Source organism: Acinetobacter sp. 161(2023), assembly GCF_037027805.1.
Taxonomy (GTDB): Bacteria; Pseudomonadota; Gammaproteobacteria; order Pseudomonadales; family Moraxellaceae; genus Acinetobacter.
The window spans coordinates 15,327-34,612 of record NZ_JAZEYD010000006.1 but is presented as its reverse complement, the minus strand read 5'-3'; the positions used below and the strand labels follow the sequence as shown (position 1 = coordinate 34,612).

The 19,286-nt window shown below is 36.7% G+C and carries 19 protein-coding genes; 8 read left to right on the top strand and 11 right to left on the bottom strand.

What is annotated here, in order from left to right; all coding sequences use genetic code 11:
* Positions 1-22 precede the first annotated feature (22 nt).
* Positions 23-1,342 (bottom strand): D-alanyl-D-alanine carboxypeptidase PBP6B, encoded by a 1,320-nt coding sequence (locus WA249_RS06990; protein ID WP_336167370.1) that lies wholly within the window; start codon positions 1,340-1,342, stop codon positions 23-25.
* Positions 1,343-1,512: 170 nt separating this feature from the next.
* Between WA249_RS06990 and WA249_RS06985 the strand changes: the two genes are divergently transcribed.
* Positions 1,513-3,216 (top strand): M61 family metallopeptidase, encoded by a 1,704-nt coding sequence (locus tag WA249_RS06985; protein ID WP_336167368.1) that lies wholly within the window; start codon positions 1,513-1,515, stop codon positions 3,214-3,216.
* A 398-nt stretch (positions 3,217-3,614) separates the two neighbouring features.
* Positions 3,615-5,852 (top strand): NADP-dependent isocitrate dehydrogenase, encoded by a 2,238-nt coding sequence (locus tag WA249_RS06980; protein WP_336167366.1) that lies wholly within the window; start codon positions 3,615-3,617, stop codon positions 5,850-5,852.
* Positions 5,853-5,969: 117 nt separating this feature from the next.
* Here WA249_RS06980 and WA249_RS06975 read toward each other — a convergent pair whose 3' ends face one another.
* Positions 5,970-6,758 carry an rRNA large subunit pseudouridine synthase E gene (locus WA249_RS06975; RefSeq protein WP_003650388.1) on the bottom strand — a complete coding sequence of 263 codons (789 nt, stop codon included), beginning with the start codon at positions 6,756-6,758 and terminating at the stop codon, positions 5,970-5,972.
* Positions 6,759-6,954: 196 nt separating this feature from the next.
* Between WA249_RS06975 and icd the strand changes: the two genes are divergently transcribed.
* Both icd and WA249_RS06965 read left to right on the top strand, forming a co-directional pair.
* Complete coding sequence (icd, locus tag WA249_RS06970) at positions 6,955-8,211, top strand: NADP-dependent isocitrate dehydrogenase (protein WP_336167362.1); 1,257 nt, start codon at positions 6,955-6,957, stop codon at positions 8,209-8,211.
* 452 nt (positions 8,212-8,663) lie between these two features.
* Positions 8,664-9,245, top strand: a complete 582-nt coding sequence (locus WA249_RS06965; protein WP_336167360.1) for a hypothetical protein — start codon at positions 8,664-8,666, stop codon at positions 9,243-9,245.
* Between the two features lie 58 nt (positions 9,246-9,303).
* Here the strand turns inward: WA249_RS06965 and WA249_RS06960 are convergent, their stop codons facing one another.
* The 7 genes from WA249_RS06960 to WA249_RS06930 form a co-directional block, all read right to left on the bottom strand.
* Complete coding sequence (locus tag WA249_RS06960; RefSeq protein WP_336167358.1) at positions 9,304-9,990, bottom strand: hypothetical protein; 687 nt, start codon at positions 9,988-9,990, stop codon at positions 9,304-9,306.
* 130 nt (positions 9,991-10,120) lie between these two features.
* Positions 10,121-10,810 (bottom strand): hypothetical protein, encoded by a 690-nt coding sequence (locus WA249_RS06955; protein ID WP_336167356.1) that lies wholly within the window; start codon positions 10,808-10,810, stop codon positions 10,121-10,123.
* 141 nt (positions 10,811-10,951) lie between these two features.
* On the bottom strand, positions 10,952-11,638 hold the full coding sequence (locus WA249_RS06950; protein WP_336167354.1) for a hypothetical protein: 687 nt from the start codon (positions 11,636-11,638) through the stop codon (positions 10,952-10,954).
* Between the two features lie 15 nt (positions 11,639-11,653).
* Complete coding sequence (locus WA249_RS06945; protein WP_336167353.1) at positions 11,654-12,289, bottom strand: Tox-REase-5 domain-containing protein; 636 nt, start codon at positions 12,287-12,289, stop codon at positions 11,654-11,656.
* A 1-nt stretch (position 12,290) separates the two neighbouring features.
* Positions 12,291-12,638 (bottom strand): hypothetical protein, encoded by a 348-nt coding sequence (locus tag WA249_RS06940; RefSeq protein ID WP_336167351.1) that lies wholly within the window; start codon positions 12,636-12,638, stop codon positions 12,291-12,293.
* On the bottom strand, positions 12,631-13,128 hold the full coding sequence (locus tag WA249_RS06935) for a DUF4123 domain-containing protein (protein WP_336167349.1): 498 nt from the start codon (positions 13,126-13,128) through the stop codon (positions 12,631-12,633). Before WA249_RS06935 ends, WA249_RS06940 begins: the two co-directional genes overlap by 8 nt.
* Positions 13,125-13,325, bottom strand: a complete 201-nt coding sequence (locus tag WA249_RS06930; RefSeq protein WP_336167680.1) for a hypothetical protein — start codon at positions 13,323-13,325, stop codon at positions 13,125-13,127. The genes WA249_RS06935 and WA249_RS06930 overlap by 4 nt, the downstream gene beginning before the upstream one ends.
* A gap of 101 nt (positions 13,326-13,426) precedes the next feature.
* On the opposite strand from WA249_RS06930, the gene WA249_RS06925 reads away from it, so the two are divergent.
* Both WA249_RS06925 and WA249_RS06920 read left to right on the top strand, forming a co-directional pair.
* A complete protein-coding gene (locus WA249_RS06925; RefSeq protein WP_336167346.1) occupies positions 13,427-14,062 on the top strand; it encodes a hypothetical protein in 636 nt (211 codons plus the stop codon).
* 593 nt (positions 14,063-14,655) lie between these two features.
* Positions 14,656-15,228, top strand: a complete 573-nt coding sequence (locus WA249_RS06920; RefSeq protein WP_336167344.1) for a TetR/AcrR family transcriptional regulator — start codon at positions 14,656-14,658, stop codon at positions 15,226-15,228.
* 45 nt (positions 15,229-15,273) lie between these two features.
* On the opposite strand, the gene WA249_RS06915 is transcribed toward WA249_RS06920, so the two are convergent.
* Both WA249_RS06915 and WA249_RS06910 read right to left on the bottom strand, forming a co-directional pair.
* Entirely contained in the window at positions 15,274-15,399 is a 126-nt protein-coding gene (locus WA249_RS06915; RefSeq protein WP_017399280.1) for a hypothetical protein, read from the bottom strand.
* A complete protein-coding gene (locus tag WA249_RS06910) occupies positions 15,396-16,622 on the bottom strand; it encodes a YbfB/YjiJ family MFS transporter (protein ID WP_336167342.1) in 1,227 nt (408 codons plus the stop codon). The genes WA249_RS06915 and WA249_RS06910 overlap by 4 nt, the downstream gene beginning before the upstream one ends.
* A 48-nt stretch (positions 16,623-16,670) precedes the next feature.
* Between WA249_RS06910 and WA249_RS06905 the strand changes: the two genes are divergently transcribed.
* Together WA249_RS06905 and WA249_RS06900 are read left to right on the top strand one after the other, a co-directional pair.
* Positions 16,671-17,552 carry a LysR family transcriptional regulator gene (locus tag WA249_RS06905; protein WP_336167340.1) on the top strand — a complete coding sequence of 294 codons (882 nt, stop codon included), beginning with the start codon at positions 16,671-16,673 and terminating at the stop codon, positions 17,550-17,552.
* Positions 17,553-17,760: 208 nt separating this feature from the next.
* Entirely contained in the window at positions 17,761-19,152 is a 1,392-nt protein-coding gene (locus WA249_RS06900) for an L-cystine transporter (protein WP_336167338.1), read from the top strand.
* Positions 19,153-19,286 lie beyond the last annotated feature (134 nt).

Here is a 19,286-nt window from a genome sequence, read left to right as displayed (position 1 = left end):
ATCTGTGCACAATTTGATGTTTTTAGTGCGAATCTACAGGGTAGAGTTTTGCGGCACTATGTTCACTCGATGAAAAAATAGAGAAGAGGCTAGAAAACCACATTGCGATTTTTTGGAAAATGTTGGCTTCTTCAATATGTACCTTATCTTCAATTTGAAGACTACGGATAAGCTGGTTGTTTTGATAAATAGATACTGTTGCCAAACTCATGACTTTCATTAATGGGGCAGTTAACTGTTTTTCATTGAGTTCAATGTTTACACGTGTTTGAGTCTTTTCGAGTGGAGCAATAACCTTTGGTTGCAGGTTACTATCTAGTACTTGAACGCGCTGAGTGACATTATCAAAATTATTTAAGTCAATTGGTGCTGGGTCAGCATACAAAGAAGTCGTTACAATCGTAGGTTGCTTTGTTGCTACCTTAAACATCTTTAATGTCGACTTTACAACAGGCAGCTCGGCAATTAATTTTTGCTCAGGAATAATCACTTCATCACGCGTATAAGTATAAGCAAGATTCATTAATTTATCTGCAATCTCAGCACGTTTTACTGCACTCGGTGTGCCTAAAACAATGACCAATAAACGTCTTTGAGCTAAGTCAGATGAAAATGATGGGCGTGAAGCTGTTAATGCCAAATTATAACCCGCTGCTTTAGTGTAACCCGTTTTTAGACCGTCAACAGATGGGTCATATTTCAAAGCGAGGTTAGTCGCATGGTGAAAACGTTGGTTATAGCTAAAGCTTGGCATTTTTGAATAATGCAAATATTCAGGCGTTTCTTTAATTACAGCCTGACCTAATAAGCTTAAATCATGAGCCGTAGTGTAATGATCAGGCATCGTAATTCCGGGAGGATTACTAAAATGAGTATCTTTCATACCCAAAGCTTGCGCTTCCTGATTCATACGTTGCACAAAGTGAGGAACATCACCAGAAATTTTTTCAGCTAAAGTCACGGCTGCATCATTCGCAGACATAACAATTAAACCTGCCAATAACTGATCAACTGAAATTTGTTCACCAGCTTTAAGATACATTTGTGATTCATCCCACTGCACGACACTTACCACCGGTGTTGCAGTAATGATTTCTTCTTTTTTCAGCTTTCCAGCTTTAATCTCTTTTAAAGCAATATAGGCAACCATCATTTTGGTTAAAGATGCTGGTGCGCGTTGCACATGGCTATTGTGCTCGGCAATGATTTGACCCGATTGAGTATCTACAATAGTCCATGCAGCGGCTTCAACACTTTCAGGTGCAATATTGAGTAACGCAGCATTGGTTAGGGTAGTGCAGAAAATACTGAAGAGGGTAAAAAGAGATAGAAAAAATTTCACGGATGACCTTAACTTTTACTGGCAAATACGGGACACAGATGCACAGCATGCTATGCCTTTTTTTAGTGGAAGGCTAGTAGGAATTGTTGCCAAAAAATACATCTACGCAAGTCGATACAAAAAAGTGATAATCTAATGTGAAACCGTTCTAATTTTAAATTGAAGAATTTATGTTGCATTATCAAATCGAATTCGATGATTACAAACAGCACCTTGTTCACGTAACAATTCGTTTTTTAGCCAATCCGAATCAGGAACTTTGGTTGCCAACGTGGATTCCGGGTAGTTATCTAATTCGAGAGTTCTCAAAACATATTGAATCCGTTAAAGCTTACGATGAAGCTGGACGTATGTTGGATATTAAAAAAACGAGCAAGAATCGTTGGCGTTTATTTAATACAGATCACGAATTAATGACAATTGAATATGATGTGTATGCATATGATTTGTCTGTACGTGGTGCATATGTCGATCAGACCCGCCTATATATTAATCCGGCGTGTGTGTGTTTGGCTTTAGAAGGCCAAGAACAGTCTGCGTGTGAAATCGAAGTTTTCTTACCAGATGAATTAAAGCATTTTCAGTTAGCAACGGGCTTGGCTTCAAAAAGTCTAGTTAAAGGTCGCTTTACTTTAAAAGCCGATCATTATGATCAACTGATTGATAGTCCATTTGAACTGGCTGATCAAACGCGCTTTGGTTTTGAAACACATGGCATTGAACATGAGTTTGTAATTTCTGGCCCTCATAATGCCAATGTTGATCGCTTAAAAGCTGACATTGAAAAGATTTGTGCAGCTGAAATAAATATGTTTGGTTCTGCACCATTTAAGAACTATACCTTCATGACGATGGCAACAGGGAGTACGTATGGTGGATTAGAGCATTGTAATAGTACAAGTCTGATTACACCGCGTGACGATTTTCCAAAATCGAATGAACCAACTGAACCTTCTAAAGATTATCAACGCTTTTTAGGCTTATGTAGTCATGAATATTTTCATTCATGGTTAGTAAAGTTTATCCGTCCAGAAAACTTTGCAAATTATAATTTGCACCAAGAAGGCTACACCTCTTTACTTTGGATATTTGAAGGCTTTACTTCATATTATGACGACCTGATTTTATTGCGTAGTGGCGTAATTTCTCAGAAGTCTTATCTTGATTTACTCAAAACACAAATTGATCGCTATTTACAAAACCCAGGCCGTTTTGTTCAAACAGTGGCTGAATCAAGTTTTGATGCTTGGATTAAATTTTATCGTCAAGATGAAAACTCAAATAACGCGGGTACTAGTTACTACAATAAGGGTGCTTTAGTTGCGTTGTGCCTTGATTTAGGTTTACGTCTACGTGGTTCTAGTCTTGATGCTTTAATGCGTCGATTATATGAAAATACTCAAAATGGTATGCAAGTAAACGAAAGAACCATTTTTGATTTATGTAAAGAACTGACGGGTGATAGTTGGATTGAACAAATTAATCATCTGATTAATACGACTGATGAATTACCGCTTGATCAATTGCTTCCTGAGTTTGGCTTAAGCTATCGAGTTAAAACCGACAAATCTTTGCCATTAGGCTTAAAACTTGCCGATAAGCCCGAAGGTGTACTTGTGCAAAGTGCCCGCCGTGAGAGCGCTGGAGCTAAAGCAGGTATTTCTGCCAATGATGTGATTATTGCAATTGATGGTTTAAAAGCATCCACTAAGCTTATCGAGAAGTATGCAAAACAGGGGGGCACTTATACTGTCTTTGCTTTCCGTCGTGATGAGTTAATATCTTTTGAAGTTGATTTTGCTACATCTGATTTAACTGAAGTTGAACTCATCGTTGAAGATCAAGCTAAAACTGAAAAATGGTTAAAAGCTTAGATTAAAGCTAAATAGTTTATAAAAAACCGATGTTTTGCACATCGGTTTTTACTTTTAAGTACTTCCAGATGGCGAAATCTGTTTTGCCTTTGAGTTTATTTTGAATGAAAAGTATAATAATTGTCAGAACACTGAAAGATATCTCATGTAATTTAATGATGTTTAATGCCTGAAAAGTGATCTGAATGTGCGTATTACAATGACTTAGATATCAGAAAATTATCTATATATTTGAATTATGTATTATTTCGCTACGAAATGTCGTTATCACTGGATATTTCGTTGACTGGAAGGCAATGAGAGCCGATACTCTCAGGGTTTTATTTAAGCATATCGGTTCGTAGGCACTGGGCCAAAAGCTCGGTCCTCAACACTCAATCAAACGGAAGGGGCTATATATGGCTGGTGAAAAGTCAACTATTATTTACACACTGACTGACGAGGCGCCACTATTGGCGACCTATTCGCTACTGCCGATCATTGAGACCTTTACTAAGCCAGCTGGCATCGAGATTATTAAAAGTGACATCTCTGTAGCTGCACGTGTGCTCGCAGAATTCGCTGAATACCTAAGTGAAGAGCAAAAGGTATCCGACAACCTTGCAGAGCTTGGTCGTCTTACACAAGATCCAGATACTAACATTATCAAACTCCCGAATATCAGTGCGTCTGTTGCGCAATTAACTGCATGTATCAAAGAGCTTCAATCAAAAGGTTATGCAATTCCTGATTATCCGGAAAATCCTGCAACTGAAGAAGAAAAATCAATCAAAGCTCGTTATGGTAAGTGCCTTGGTTCAGCAGTAAACCCTGTCCTTCGTGAAGGTAACTCTGACCGTCGTGCTCCAGCAGCAGTTAAAAATTACGCAAAAAAACACCCTCATTCAATGAGCGAGTGGAAACAGTGGTCACAAACTCATGTTTCACATATGGAAGAAGGTGACTTCTACCATGGTGAAAAATCAATGACTCTTGACCGTGCACGTAATGTGAAAATGGAACTTATCACGACCAGTGGTAAGAGCATTGTTCTTAAGCCAAAAGTTGCGCTTCAAGACGGCGAAATCATTGATTCAATGTTCATGAGCAAGAAAGCACTTTGTGATTTCTATGAAAAAGAACTTGATGATTGTAAAGAAGCGGGAATTTTATTCTCTCTACACGTAAAAGCGACAATGATGAAAGTTTCACATCCGATCGTTTTCGGTCACTGTGTGAAAATTTACTACAAAGAAGCTTTCGAAAAACACGGTAAGTTATTTGACGAATTAGGTATTAACGTCAATAACGGTATGGCTGGGTTATACGAGAAAATCGAAACTCTTCCAACGTCATTACGTGAAGAAATCATTGAAGACTTACATGCTTGTCAAGAACACCGTCCTGCGCTTGCAATGGTTGACTCGGCAAAAGGCATCACTAACTTCCATTCACCAAACGACATCATCGTTGACGCTTCTATGCCAGCTATGATCCGTGCTGGTGGTAAAATGTGGGGTGCTGATGGTAAGCAATATGATGCTAAAGCTGTTATGCCAGAATCAACATTTGCTCGTATTTACCAAGAAATGATCAACTTCTGTAAGTGGCATGGTAACTTCGATCCGAAGACTATGGGTACTGTACCGAACGTTGGTTTGATGGCTCAAAAAGCTGAAGAATACGGTTCTCACGACAAGACTTTTGAAATTTCAGAAGCTGGTATTGCAAACATTACCGATCTTGACACTGGTGAAGTGTTATTGACTCAAAATGTTGAACAAGGCGATATCTGGCGTATGTGTCAGGTTAAAGATGCTCCGATTCGTGACTGGGTAAAACTTGCAGTAACTCGTGCACGTAACTCAGGCATGCCTGCGATCTTCTGGCTTGACCCGTACCGTCCACACGAAAATGAATTGATCAAGAAAGTACAAACGTATTTAAAAGATCATGACACGACTGGCCTTGATATCCAGATTATGTCTCAAGTTCGTGCAATGCGTTACACACTTGAGCGTGTAGTACGTGGTCTAGACACTATTTCTGTGACTGGTAACATCTTACGTGATTACTTAACTGACTTGTTCCCAATTATGGAACTTGGTACTTCTGCGAAAATGTTATCTATCGTTCCGCTTATGGCGGGTGGTGGTATGTACGAGACTGGTGCAGGTGGTTCAGCGCCAAAACACGTACAACAGCTTGTTGAAGAAAACCACTTACGTTGGGATTCGCTTGGTGAGTTCCTTGCTCTAGCAGCTTCTTTAGAAGAAATGGGCATTAAAGAAAATAATGCTCGTGCTAAGTTACTTGCGAAGACTCTTGATGAAGCGACTGACAAGTTACTTGATAATGGTAAGTCTCCATCACGCCGTACAGGTGAGATTGACAACCGTGGTAGCCATTTCTACTTGTCACTTTACTGGGCAGAAGCACTTGCTGCACAGAACGAAGATGCTGAGTTAAAAGCTAAATTTGCTTCACTTGCAAAAACTTTAGCTCAAGAAGAACCGAAAATTGTTGCTGAACTTGCTCAAGTACAAGGTAAACCAGCTGACATCGGTGGTTACTATGCAATTGATAAAGCAAAAGTAGATGCTGTAATGCGTCCAAGTGCTACATTTAATGCAGCTCTTGCAACTGTTGGTGCTTAATTACTAACTCGTTAGTGAATAGCTCAAAAGCCGGTGTATAAACATCGGCTTTTTTATTTTTATAAAAATAAATGGCTTTAAAAAAGCCCACCGAAGTGAGCTTTGAAAATTTAAATCTTATCGATCATTGCGGCCACGACCACGTGGTGCTTTAGCATTTGGACGAGTTGTACCATTCGTTTTACGACGTGGTTTTTCACCTTCATCCATCTGCCAGATACGTTTTGTACCCGACTTCTTCGTAGAACCATCTTTGTTTTTACGAACCATTGGTTTACCACCAGTGCCACCTGGTTTTTTCACGTATGAACGTGAACGATAAGGCTCTTCAGCAGGTACATCTTTAAAGTCAGGGTAAAGCAAAGGCTCAATTTCTTTAACATCACCAGGTTTTAAACCGAGTTGAACTAAATCAATTGAACCAATTTTAGTACGAATTAAACGTAAAGTTGGAAAACCTACCGCAGAAGTCATACGACGAACTTGACGGTTACGACCTTCGCAAATTGAAATTTCAATCCAAGATGTTGGAATATTTGCACGAAAACGTACAGGTGGGTTACGTTCCCATAACCATTCTGGTTCACTTACTTTAATGGCGGTAGCAGGAAGCGTCATACCATCATTCAGTTCTACACCTTTACGAAGCTGCTCAAGCGCTTCTTCAGTTACATCACCATCAACTTGAACTAAATACGTTTTGTATTTTTTATTCGCAGGATTGGTAATGAACTGATTCAGACCACCATGATCGGTTAAAAAAACTAAACCCTCAGAGTCCATGTCAAGACGGCCTGCCAAACGCAAAGTCGGGTCATCAACAAAGTCAGAGACGGTCATATGCGCTTCGTCTTTACGAAACTGGGAGAGAACGTCATAAGGCTTGTTGAGAATGACAATTTTCATAAAAAATGGCTTCTTCTTTCAAATAACTAGAGAAAACATTGAGGTTTATTTAAGTGAGAAATTTTATTATTTCTCATATAAATCCCAAAAATGATTAAATTCAATTAAGCTATTATGCGTTAAGAAGAGTTGAAAGTATTGTGTATCGATAATTATTTTTAGTTAATTAAGTATTATAAAAGGGAGAATTCACACAATGGGTTATCAGAAGATTGTGGTTCCTGCAGATGGCGACAAAATCAAAGTAAATGCGGACCTGTCACTGAACGTACCAAATCATCCAATTATTCCTTTTATTGAGGGTGATGGTATTGGTGTAGATATTACTCCAACCATGAAAGCAGTCGTAGATGCTGCTATTTTAAAAGCTTACGGTGGCAAACGCTCGATCGAATGGATGGAAGTGTATTGTGGCGAAAAAGCCAATAAAATTTATGGCAACTACATGCCGGAAGAAACTTTCGAAGCACTTCGTGAATTCGTTGTATCAATCAAAGGTCCGTTAACGACTCCAGTGGGTGGAGGTATTCGTTCACTCAACGTTGCCTTACGCCAAGAATTAGATTTATATGTTTGCGTACGTCCAGTGCGTTGGTTTAAAGGTGTTCCTTCACCTGTTCAGCACCCAGAATTAACGGATATGGTGATTTTCCGTGAGAACTCGGAAGATATCTATGCAGGCATTGAATGGAAAGCCGATTCTGAAGAAGCTAAAAAAGTGATTAAGTTTCTTCAAGAAGAAATGGGTGTCACAAAAATCCGTTTCCCAGAAGGCTGTGGTATTGGAATTAAACCTGTATCGAAAGAAGGTTCACAGCGTTTAGTCCGTAAAGCCATTCAGTTTGCAATTGAAAATGACAAGCCTTCGGTAACCCTTGTTCACAAGGGCAATATTATGAAATACACCGAAGGGGCATTCAAGGAGTGGGGCTATGAATTGGCGCTCGATCGTTTTGGCGGTGAACTGATTGATGGCGGTCCATGGGTTAAAATTAAAAACCCAAGAACTGGTAAAGACATCATTATTAAAGATGTAATTGCAGATGCGTTTTTACAACAGATCCTAATGCGTCCAGCTGATTACTCTGTTATTGCAACCCTTAATTTAAATGGGGACTATATTTCCGATGCGCTGGCAGCAGAAGTAGGCGGTATTGGTATTGCACCGGGTGCAAATATTGGTGGTGCAATTGCAGTTTATGAAGCAACTCATGGCACTGCACCTAAATATGCTGGTCAAGATAAAGTAAACCCGGGTTCTATTATTTTGTCTGCGGAAATGATGCTACGTGATATGGGCTGGACAGAAGCTGCTGACCTGATCATTAAAGGAATTGCTGGAGCGATTGCAGCTAAAACCGTAACTTACGATTTTGAACGCCTAATGCCGGGTGCAACCTTGTTACGTTGTTCTGAATTTGGTAATGCGATTATCAAACACATGGAAGATTAAATAAATTTTGCATAAGAAAGCCCTCGGTTGAGGGCTTTTTATTATTTAGAAGTATTTTTTATAGATTGTTATTGAATATAGATCAGAAAATAACACTCTACATAGTCATAATATGACATTTTTTATCAGCTAGGCATTCTTGGTAAGACTTAAAATAGTAGTTGCTATGAGGTTTATGCCATTAATTCATTTAAATGATCTTTAACAAATTTCTTTGCAAATGCCCAATGAGGACGATAGAGAAAGACTATTTATTTCTCATTATTTTTAGAATTTATTTTGTCATATTCTGTCTTGATAGAATTTTTCCACATCATTACGCTTAATACAGAACCTTCTGTATATATTGCTAACTCTCCCAATTGCCTGAGTCAGTTAATTCTAAGTAAATACAGAGTTCTACTAAAACAAGAGACACATACACTTTTAATAATTAACAAAGGAAAAATTTAATGAAGTTTTTAACAGGTATTCTCCTAAGTACATTATGCTTAACGTTTAGTGCGGCTGCTTCAGCAAATGAAGCTCATAATGCGATAGATCAATGTGCTAAAGAGATAGGTTTCAAACCTTCTTCAAATCAAAGTGGTACAAAAGATAAAGAAGGTTATACGACTAAATTTTTTGAATATGATACTTCCTCTCATCATACAATTTCACAAGAGCAAGTTATGCATAACATTATGGCTCCAGCTTTTGGAGTAAATGGTTGTGCCCAAAGTAAAATAGATAAGAAATTATTTAGTTCTTATGATTTTTCCCCAAATACCATTACTGACAAAAATAATAAAATCAAATTTGAATTCGAGACTATGGAACAGATTGGTGGTAGAAAACAACAAGAAAACCAAAAAGCTCGTGAAGAACTTTGTGCAGATCTGAAAGGCAAGTTCGATCGTGGCGTTGATAGATATGCATACTGCATGGGAACAAAAACATTCCAACATAAACAGCAGGGCTGCCAAAATCAATATGGTGAGGCATGTGGATCGCAATACGATAAGAGCATTAATGGTTATTCCTTAAAAGACTAACTAAACTTTAGTAAATTTATAGTTTTACTAAAAAAGGCCCTTAAAGGGGCCTTTTTAATTACTCATTAAAAAATCCGTCTGGTAAACCCGCTTCAGGAATAACTCCCAACTCAATGAGGGCAATCGAGTTCTCTTGAACTAATTTCTTTAATTCGTCTGTTTCATCTGCCCAATTTTCATCAAATACTAATATAGTGCCTTGATTCAAATTATTCTCAACTTCAATTTTTTGGTAAAGATGAGGTAAATAGTTATCTTCAATTTTTACAGATACATAACAAATAGAAGTGATTTCACGTCGATGAGGGAATACGCTTATATCACTAAAAAAATCAGTATTAAGGTATACATAATCATATTTAGGATATTTAAGTAAAACTGTAAAAAGCTGGATCATTTGTTCAGTTTTTAAAACTTTACTAAATGAAAAAATTAAGCCCAATCTATCAAAGCGGAAGCTAGTAAACTGTTTGTCTTCTTGTAAACCATTCCATAATAAAAAGCTTGAATCTAAGTTAGTTTTTCTAAGTTTAAATAAGTAATTTTTCGCCTTTTCAGAAGGGAATGGATAGTCTAATGGTGGTTTTGAACTTGTAGCATTGTTAACATACCAATTTTTAAAAATCGGGTCTATATCTGAAAGCTCATTGATAATCTGCTCAACCTTTTCTAATTGATCTATAATTTCATGATCAGATGTACCTAAAATTTTTGATATACGAGTACTTAAAAAAAATTGAGTCATTTAAAAATCCTATTTTTATAAAGGCATAAAATTGTTGTGATAAGTGATATTGGTTTATCTAACGATTATTTTTTGCTTTTATTTTCGATGAAACAGGGGGGGCACGTTTTGTACCCCATATATCTATTGTTTATTCAAAAAAAGAATCAGGTATCAGGGCTTCGGGTATTGCACCAACCTCTATTAAAGCAATAGAATTTTCCTGAACTATTTTCTTTAATTCTTCGGTTTCATCGGCCCAGTTTTCATCAAACACCAGAATAGTACCTTTGTTATATTGGTTATCTACATCCACCTTTTTATAAAGATGAGGCAAATAGTCCACGGCAACATTTAAAGAGACATAGCAAATTGAGGTCGTAGGTAAACGATGTTCAAACACATTAATATCTCTAAAAAATTCATAATTTACATATAAATAGTCAATTTTAAGATATTTTAAAAGTACTTCAAAAATTTGAACAATTTGATCGGCAGTTAAGATCTTTTCAAATTCCATTATGAAGCCTATGTTCCTCAAATTTATACTGGCAAAATCAATATTTTCTTCTATGCCATTCCATAATGAAAAGCTTTCAAATTTGTCAGCACTTTTCTTATCAAAGAGATATTTATAACCTTTATCTGAAGGGATCGTATAAACCAAAGGCGCTTTGGGTGCTGTCTCATCATAATTATTGATATACCAATGAGCAAAAATAGGATCAATAACAGAAATTTCTTTAACTATTTTGTCTAGTATTTTTAATTGGGTTTCAATATCTGAAGTAGACGTACCTAACACTTTAGGTAGACGTGTACTAAGAACAAACTCGCTCATTTAACTATCCTACTTTATAAAGACATAAAAATTGTTGTGATGAATGAAACTTGCTCATCTCATGGTAGGGAATTCTTTGTTGTTATTTTTCTATAAAAACAGGGGTACGCTTTGTACCCCAGCTATCACTATATTTATGGATTACTCATTAAAAAAGCCATCTGGTAATCCTGCTTCAGGAATAACGCCTAGCTCAATGAGCGCAATGGAGTTCTCTTGAACGATTTTCTTTAATTCGTCAGTTTCATCTGACCAATTTTCAGCAAAAACAAGAATAGTGCCTTTGTTATATTCATTTTCAATTTCGATCTTTTTAAAAAGATGCGGTAGGTAATCAGCTGCAACCTCAACAGGAACATAACAAATAGAAGTCGTTTCAGCTCTATGAGGATAAATATTTATCTCATTAAAGAAATCAGTATTAATATAAACATATTCACACTTCGGATATTTCAAAATAGCTTTAAACAGTTGAATCATTTGATCTAAGTTTAAAGCCTTTTTAAAGTCCATTACCAATCCTGTTCGGTCGAACATAAATCCAGCAAAGTTTTCAGACTCTAAGGATCCATTCCACAAGAGAAAACTAGAATTTATATCTTTTTTTCTAAGGTTTAAAAGGTAGTTATGGGCTTTTTCAGAAGGGAAAGGGTAATCATAAGGGGGCTTAGAACCAACAGGATTATTTATGTACCAATTCTCAAAAATAGGATCGATTACAGAAAGCTCAGTAATTATTTGTTCAACTTTTTCTATCTGTTCGTCAATTTCATGGTCAGAATTACCAAGGACTTTAGAAATACGTGTGCTAAGAAAAAATTCTCTCATTTTAAAATCCTATTATCATAAAGGCATAAAAATTGTATTAACGATGTTTCGCGTGAATCGATCAAAATGTATTTTTGTTTCCTGTTCATAAAAATACCAAGAAAGCTTTGCAGTTTTGAAACTATCTTTAACAGTTTTTTGGCTTATTGCTTCATTTCGCATTTTATCAAAAATATTTTTTTTCAAAAAATCAGGTTTGCCTTGCAAGAACTGCGCATACCGTCCTTTTGCTTCGACCAGAATACATTCCATCGGCCATAAACCATCAAACGAAACACCAGCAACATTCCATTCTTGAATTATGGTCGTTGCCTTTTTATTTCCTGCTTTAATGAATGGTGGTGAAGCTTTAAAGGTTAAAGGAAAGCTCGATAAATTGGCGATTTTAAGCTGATATTGGGTGTTAATTTCATTACCCATTGGACGCTCTAATTGATGTTTATTGCCTCTTTGATAAGGCTCGCATTTATTACAGCGTTGTTGCTGGGTGATGTCTTTGGCGACTTCTTTGGCTAACACAATGGTCGCCATGCCTTTGGCTGTTTCGGTCGCAATGACTCTGCCACCTTGTACGCCAATCACTTCACCCGCAGCAGGGGCTGCAACTCTTGCGCCAGCGGTGGCGAGTCCACGTAACACGATTCCCCACATGTTAGTTATCCTTCTTCAATTCGTAATATTCCAATGTCGATAACAGGTCTTTGCCACGCGCATTTGAGCCTCTAACAAAGTCTTGAATGCCATGATCATTAAGAACACCTTTTCTCATAATCGTGTTCCACACAATGAGCTGTGAAATCACTTCGTTGTCTGTCAAAACTAGTGAGACCAACAAATCAAAGCTTGCATAAATGTCTGCTTTTAGCTGGTCATAATTGACCTGATAGGCACTAAAAGAGGTTTTATGTTCCAACAGGTAGCTATAAATTTTTTCGCATAGCTCTTGTCTGTCTTGGACTTTTTCTAAACTTTCTATTTGCTTTGGGTCTAACTTAATCATAGTTTTTTAGCTCATAGCTTTTTTGGTTAAGCGCAAAATAAATAGACTCAAAACCCTCTAACAGTTGTTGTTTTTGCTCTGGGCTAAAAATAAGGGTCAGGCGGTTTAAAACACGTGGGTCGTAGTATCGAAGTATGCCGATGCCGCCGTCCTCAAGCTCTATATAGAGTTTTTCAAGCAATTTGTTTTTCAGTCTTTGAGTATCAAGCTGACTTTTAATCAAGATCATAGAATCTTTCGACTTCATAAGCTGAATGTGGTTTTCAATGTGTTCTGGGTTTAGCAGATTTAACTCAAACAAAATTGGGCCATAGGTGTAGGCTTCTTCTTCATAAGTGCCTTTAAATAAATAGATGCAATTGCCATAAGTTTGTTCAATGCTTGATAACTGGTCGTGGTCGATTTGAGCGCCATCGACAAGCAAAAATAATTGGCTATCTTTATGATGATTGGCAATAAAACTCGCTAAATTCTGGTTATTAAAACTCATCTTCTTACAATCCCTACGCCTTGTTTTGCCGCTTTCATCAGGCATTCAACACAGATGGGTTGGGGGAGTGCATGGTTGAGCATTTTTACTTGCTCGCCAGACTTAAAAAGATGCTGACCCGCTTTAACTTCAAACTTTGAAGGCGTAATAATGGTAATACCATTTTTATTGATAATAATCTGGGAACCACCAGCCATAATTTACCTATTATTTTATTAAAAAGATTTAAAATTAACTTATAATCAAAATAATTATATTATTTAATTATATTTTATTCTACAAAATTATGACTTTTATTGTGGCAATACAACTTAACGATAGCATTATCGTTGCATCTGATAATAAAACAGCTACTATTTTAGAAGATGATACTTTAACTTTTTCAAAAGAAAATATTTCTAAAATTCATTCATGGGAAAATGGCATTGTTACAGGTACAGGTGAATATTATGTAATTAGTAATGCAGTTAGATTATTTAATAATTTTAAAAAATTACCCCATCATTATTTTGCAGATTGTTTAGATATTTCTAGGAAATTAAGAGAGTTTGAAATAGGTACAGAGTATTATCAAGTAGCTCATACTAAACTGATGTATTCGACATATACCGAGAATGGCGCTCAACTTTATAGGGTTGAATCGTTCGATCAAAATGAGAAATACCAAGTAACTGCGGCCGATAAAATGGATATAACCGTTTGGATGTTTGATCCAAAGATCGAAATTATAAGTATGAATTTAAAGGAGTTATATGGTGGTTTAAAAGATAGGTCATTTTTTAAAAATAATGATGAATGGGTTAATTATTATATTGAACATTTAGCCCCTATCTTTAAAAAGAAAAGTCAGCAAGATTTCCTTGTGAGCCAGAGTTTTGACGTGTTTTTTCAAACCAAAGATCAATATATATACGGCGAATTTCCAAATATTTAGATTATTAAGTATTTATTTACTGTCTAATTTTTTTACATTTAATATGTATAGTTTATTGACAGCCGTTTAACCAAATATTATTCTTGCAATCCTGACACACATTGTCAGGCAGTCTTGACGGTCTGCTAATATAGTCCCGCATCAGAGCTTTCTTCATCTGAGGAATTGTTTTGTGTGGTGTGCCACCCGTTCCCTCCCGTAGCGGTAGGACGGGAGAGGGACACCTTCGGGTGTGCTAGTTTGACTATATGCTAGTCCGTCAACCTTCTTCCGTTCTGCCACCATAATTTATATCTTGGCAGAATCCAATTGTGAGTATTGGAGGTTGTCATGTTCTTAAAAATTCGTTTATTGGTCGCCTTGACCAAAATACCTATTCCTCTTCAGGTTTATTATTTTCTTTAAATTTTTAATCTTTTAAAGGTTTTAATTTTTAGGTTATTGCGTTTAAAAATTACATTTAGTATTTATATTCGAGATATGTTTGATAATATAATCTTGAAGGTGTTTTTTATGCCTTTATTTTATAAGCTGTATATATTTTAAAAATTATATCTTGAACTTTAAAATAACAATGATTGGAATAATAATTTATGCTTGATTTAAAAGTAGGTGGGAAAGCAAGAAAGTTGCTTGAAACTTCTAGTTTGTTGTTTGGTGAGCATGGTTTTACTAACGTTGGTGTTGATACGATTGTTAGAGAATCAAAAGTAGCTAAAATGACTTTGTATCAATATTTTGAATCTAAAGAAAAACTGGTTGAAATATGTTTGGTTGTACATAAAAACCAGTTAATGGAGAAAATAGAGTTTATTTTAGAACAGGCGGGAAACTTAAGCTTAATTGATAAGCTTAAGAAAATTTTCTATTTACATGTAGATGTGAGAAGCTCATATCATTTAATTTTTAAAGCCATTATAGAGATTAAATTAGCCTATCCAATTGCTTATGAAGTCGTGAAAAAATATAGAACATGGTTTGTAAATACGATTTATCAGCTCATGTCTACATATAAAAAAACCGTGACTTATCAAGAAGCACATCTATTTTTATTTATTATAGATGGTGCCATGACTCAGTTGTTAAGCCCTAATTATATTGATGATAGAGAGAGTCTGTTTGATTATTATCTTCTGACAGTTTTTGCAGATCATATTAAGGCTTGAGTATTAATTAAATGAGAAAACCCCTGACATATCGGGGGGCTTTTTTTATTGCATAAATTCAGGATGTTTCGGAGTTTTAATAAAGCCAATTTTCTTTTGATAACTCTGGTCTAGGGCTTGGATAACAAGAACGAAAGCAACTAGAAATAAAGGAAAGAGCAGAGTTTTCACGATTTGGTTTCTCCGAGAGTTGAGGTGAAAGAAGGGCGTACAGGAAATAAAAGGCAAACCGCAAAAAGAAGAACGATTCCACCCAAAAGAAAGAGATGGGCATAAGACCAATGCAAATGATGCAAAGTACTAATGACCACCCCACCTAAAAGCTGAGTGCTAGCAAACCCAATGGTGGCAAGACTCCAAAGCTTTTGGTAACGTTGTTCATAAATCTGTAGCAGACTATAAGAACTAATAAATACGGTTGCGGGAGTCAGTAAGCCTGTCAAAAGTGAAGACAAGGCGAGTAAAGAAGTGGTCTGTGAAAGGAAAGGTAAAACAACGGCTAGGCAGTAAATGCCATAGAGCCATTTAATGGCCTGTATATATCCCACTATTCGGCTTAAGCAATAAGCGACAAATGCACCAATGCAGCTTCCCACTCCGTAGAGAACCCAAAATAAATTCCTTTGCTGTAAGGGGAAATGCAGAGTTCCAGATAAATAATCCATCCAAAACAAAGAATGTGGAATATAGGCAAAGGCACTACACATATAGGCAATAATAATGACAAGGCCTAAACGTGATTTTTGTGAGGCTGGTAGAGTAGTAGATGGTGGCTTAATCATCTGGGCAGTATTGCTACTTAATAAGCGATAAAGAGTTAAGCTTCCTAATAGAGAAATACCTGCAAAAATATCCCAAACATAATGCACGGGCATATTTTTAAGTAGGGGAATAATAATGGTGGCAGATAACACACCCATACCAATTCCGCTAAATCCTAAAAAGTTAACTTTTAATCTTTGCGTGGTGGGAATGTATTTCATGGCAAAGCTAGGCGCTAGAATCATAAGTAAGCCGCCTGCAATACCTGAAATGGTGCGCCAGAAAATGAACCACACCAAAGGCATATCCATGAATGAACAGCATAGTAGGCTGAGGCTGCCAGCTATAGTTGAAAGTACGATCATGGATGGAATGTACTTTTCTTTAATACTCAATAGCGCTAATAAGGCACCTATGAGATATCCCAATAAATTTGCGCTGCCTAAATAACTGGCAAAATCATGGGTCCAGTGGTACTGCTCGATCATGATGGGCATAAGCGCAGTATAGGAAAATCTAAAAACACCAATTCCCAAACAAGTTGCCAAAAAGACAATTAAGCTCATTCGATAAAACGTAGACATGAGAAGATGCTCAATTTTTTTATTATTAAAAGCGAGTTTATCAATCATTAAAAATGATTTAATATGATAGTAATTATCTTATTTTGAGATAGTGAAATGTTGCTTAAGTCTCTAGAGTTTTTTTTAGCGGTTGCAGAGAGTGGAAGTTTTTCATTGGCTGCACAAAAAATGTATACGGTTCAATCGAATATCACGAGCCATATAAAAAAACTTGAAGAAGAGTTAGGGGTTATTTTATTCAATCGTAATAATCCTGTGACTTTAACGAATGCCGGACAACAGCTACATAGTTACGCTGTTCAAATGACTGCACTGCATAACAAAGCTAAAAAGATCTTTCAAGAAGGTGATATTGACCCGAATGAAACCATTCGCTTGGGCAGCATGGAAACGACCGCAGCAATACGTTTGCCACAGTTGCTCAATCAATCTATGCAGCAATATCCTACTTTGCCTATTGAGCTTCAGACTCATCCGACCCGTTATTTATTAAATGCGGTGCATCAGGGGGAATTGGACTGTGCTTTTGTGGCATCTAAACATTTAATTCCTGAGTTATATAGTTTTCCTGTATGGCATGAAGAGCTGGTTTTGGTTTGCCCTAAGCAACAACAGAGTTTTCCAGACAAGGCAACCCTTGCAAAGACCAGATTTATTGCATTTCGACAAGGTTGTTCATATCGACATGCCATAGAGCTTTTCTTGAATGACTTTAGTATTCCACCTTCGCAAATTATGGAAATGGGAAGCCTTGACGGTATCGTGAGCTGTGTAGAGTTGGGTGTTGGTTTTGCTTTATTACCGAAATCATATCTCACAAAAGTTGCAGATAAAGTTTCAGTCAATTGTTTTGACTTAAATACGGAGTCTGCTTTTTTTACTACATATTTAGTTGCTCAGTTACCAGAAACATGGGGAACCAATTTAAAGCAATTTATTCATTTTATTGAGCAACAATTTGAATTAAAGGTTGCTTAAGTAGAGGCTATTTTTTATGCATAAATATCTCACTTAATTTATAAATTAAAAGTGATATATATGTATTTAAAAGTCATTTTATATTCTCACGCAAGTTTGTAATCATCTTGATGCTATAAAATTGTTGAAAAGGGTAGTTTATATAGACCGGCTATGGTCAAATATGCCCCCTTAAAAGATGACACAAGCAATAATTTGGAGTTTGGGAATGAATATACCCTTAATCATCAATATTGTGGTTTTTGTCGGGTTAATATTTTTACTCGCCCAAACACGTAAAACAGACTGGAGCTTATCGAAAAAAGTTCTGGCTGGCTTAGTTCTAGGTGTGGTGTTTGGTTTAGGACTACATTTGATTTATGGCGGTGGCCATCCGATTCTTGCTGAATCTATTAGCTGGTTTAATATCGTTGGAAACGGCTATGTAAAACTTTTACAAATGGTCGTTATGCCTTTGGTATTTGTGTCTATTTTGGGAGCGGTTGCAAAATTACACCAAGCCTCATCTTTAGGCAAAATCAGTTTTTATACGATCGGTACTTTACTATTTACAACGCTGATTGCTGCACTCGTAGGTGTATTTGTTACTAACCTATTTGGCTTAACGGCGAAGGGTTTAGTGCAAGGCGCTGCTGAAACTGCACGCTTAACTGCCATTAATACAGATTATGTCGGCAAAGTTACTGATTTAAGTGTACCGCAATTTATTCTTTCCTTTATTCCAAGTAATCCATTTGCTGAATTAACGGGTGCAAACCCAACTTCAATTATTAGTGTAGTTATTTTTGCTGTTTTTTTAGGGATAGCAGCGCTTAATCTAATGAAAGATGATGCAGAGAAAGGCCAGCGTATTCTGACTGCAATTCAGACGTTACAGTCTTGGGTAATGAAGCTTGTTCGTTTAGTGATGACGCTTACACCTTATGGTGTTTTTGCCCTCATGACCAAAGTTGTGGCAAGTTCGAACGTCGCAGATATCTTAAATCTAGGCGGTTTCTTGGTGGCATCTTATTTAGGTTTAGCCATCATGTTTGTCGTGCATGCCATTATTTTGACCCTTACAGGTGTTTCTCCAGTTAAGTTCTTCAAAAAAGTTGCTCCTGTTCTGACTTTCGCATTTACCAGCCGCTCAAGTGCTGCCAGCATTCCACTGAGCATTGAAGCGCAAACTCGTCGTTTAGGTATTCCTGAATCTATTGCAAGTTTCTCTGCTTCTTTTGGTGCGACCATTGGTCAAAATGGTTGTGCGGGTTTATATCCAGCAATGCTAGCGGTAATGGTTGCGCCTACCATGGGAATTAACACGCTAGATCCAATGTGGATTGCATCGTTAGTTGGTATTGTGACTTTAAGTTCAATTGGTGTGGCTGGAGTAGGTGGTGGTGCGACTTTTGCTGCGCTGATTGTTCTTCCTGCGATGGGCTTACCTGTAACTTTGGTTGCGCTTCTTATTTCAATTGAACCACTCATTGATATGGGACGTACTGCGTTAAACGTAAATGGTTCAATGACTGCGGGTGTTGTTACCAGTCAATTAATGGGCCAGACAGATAAAGACATATTAAACAGTGAAGATGAAATTGAACTAACACATCATTAATAAACTGTAAGAGACGACTCAATCTAACTAGGTTGGGTCGTTTTTTTATGTGTGAATAATGGCTGTAATGCTAATTTTTTAAAATCTGTGTCTGTTTATATTTAAAAAAATTGAAGACAATGAATTAATTTAAA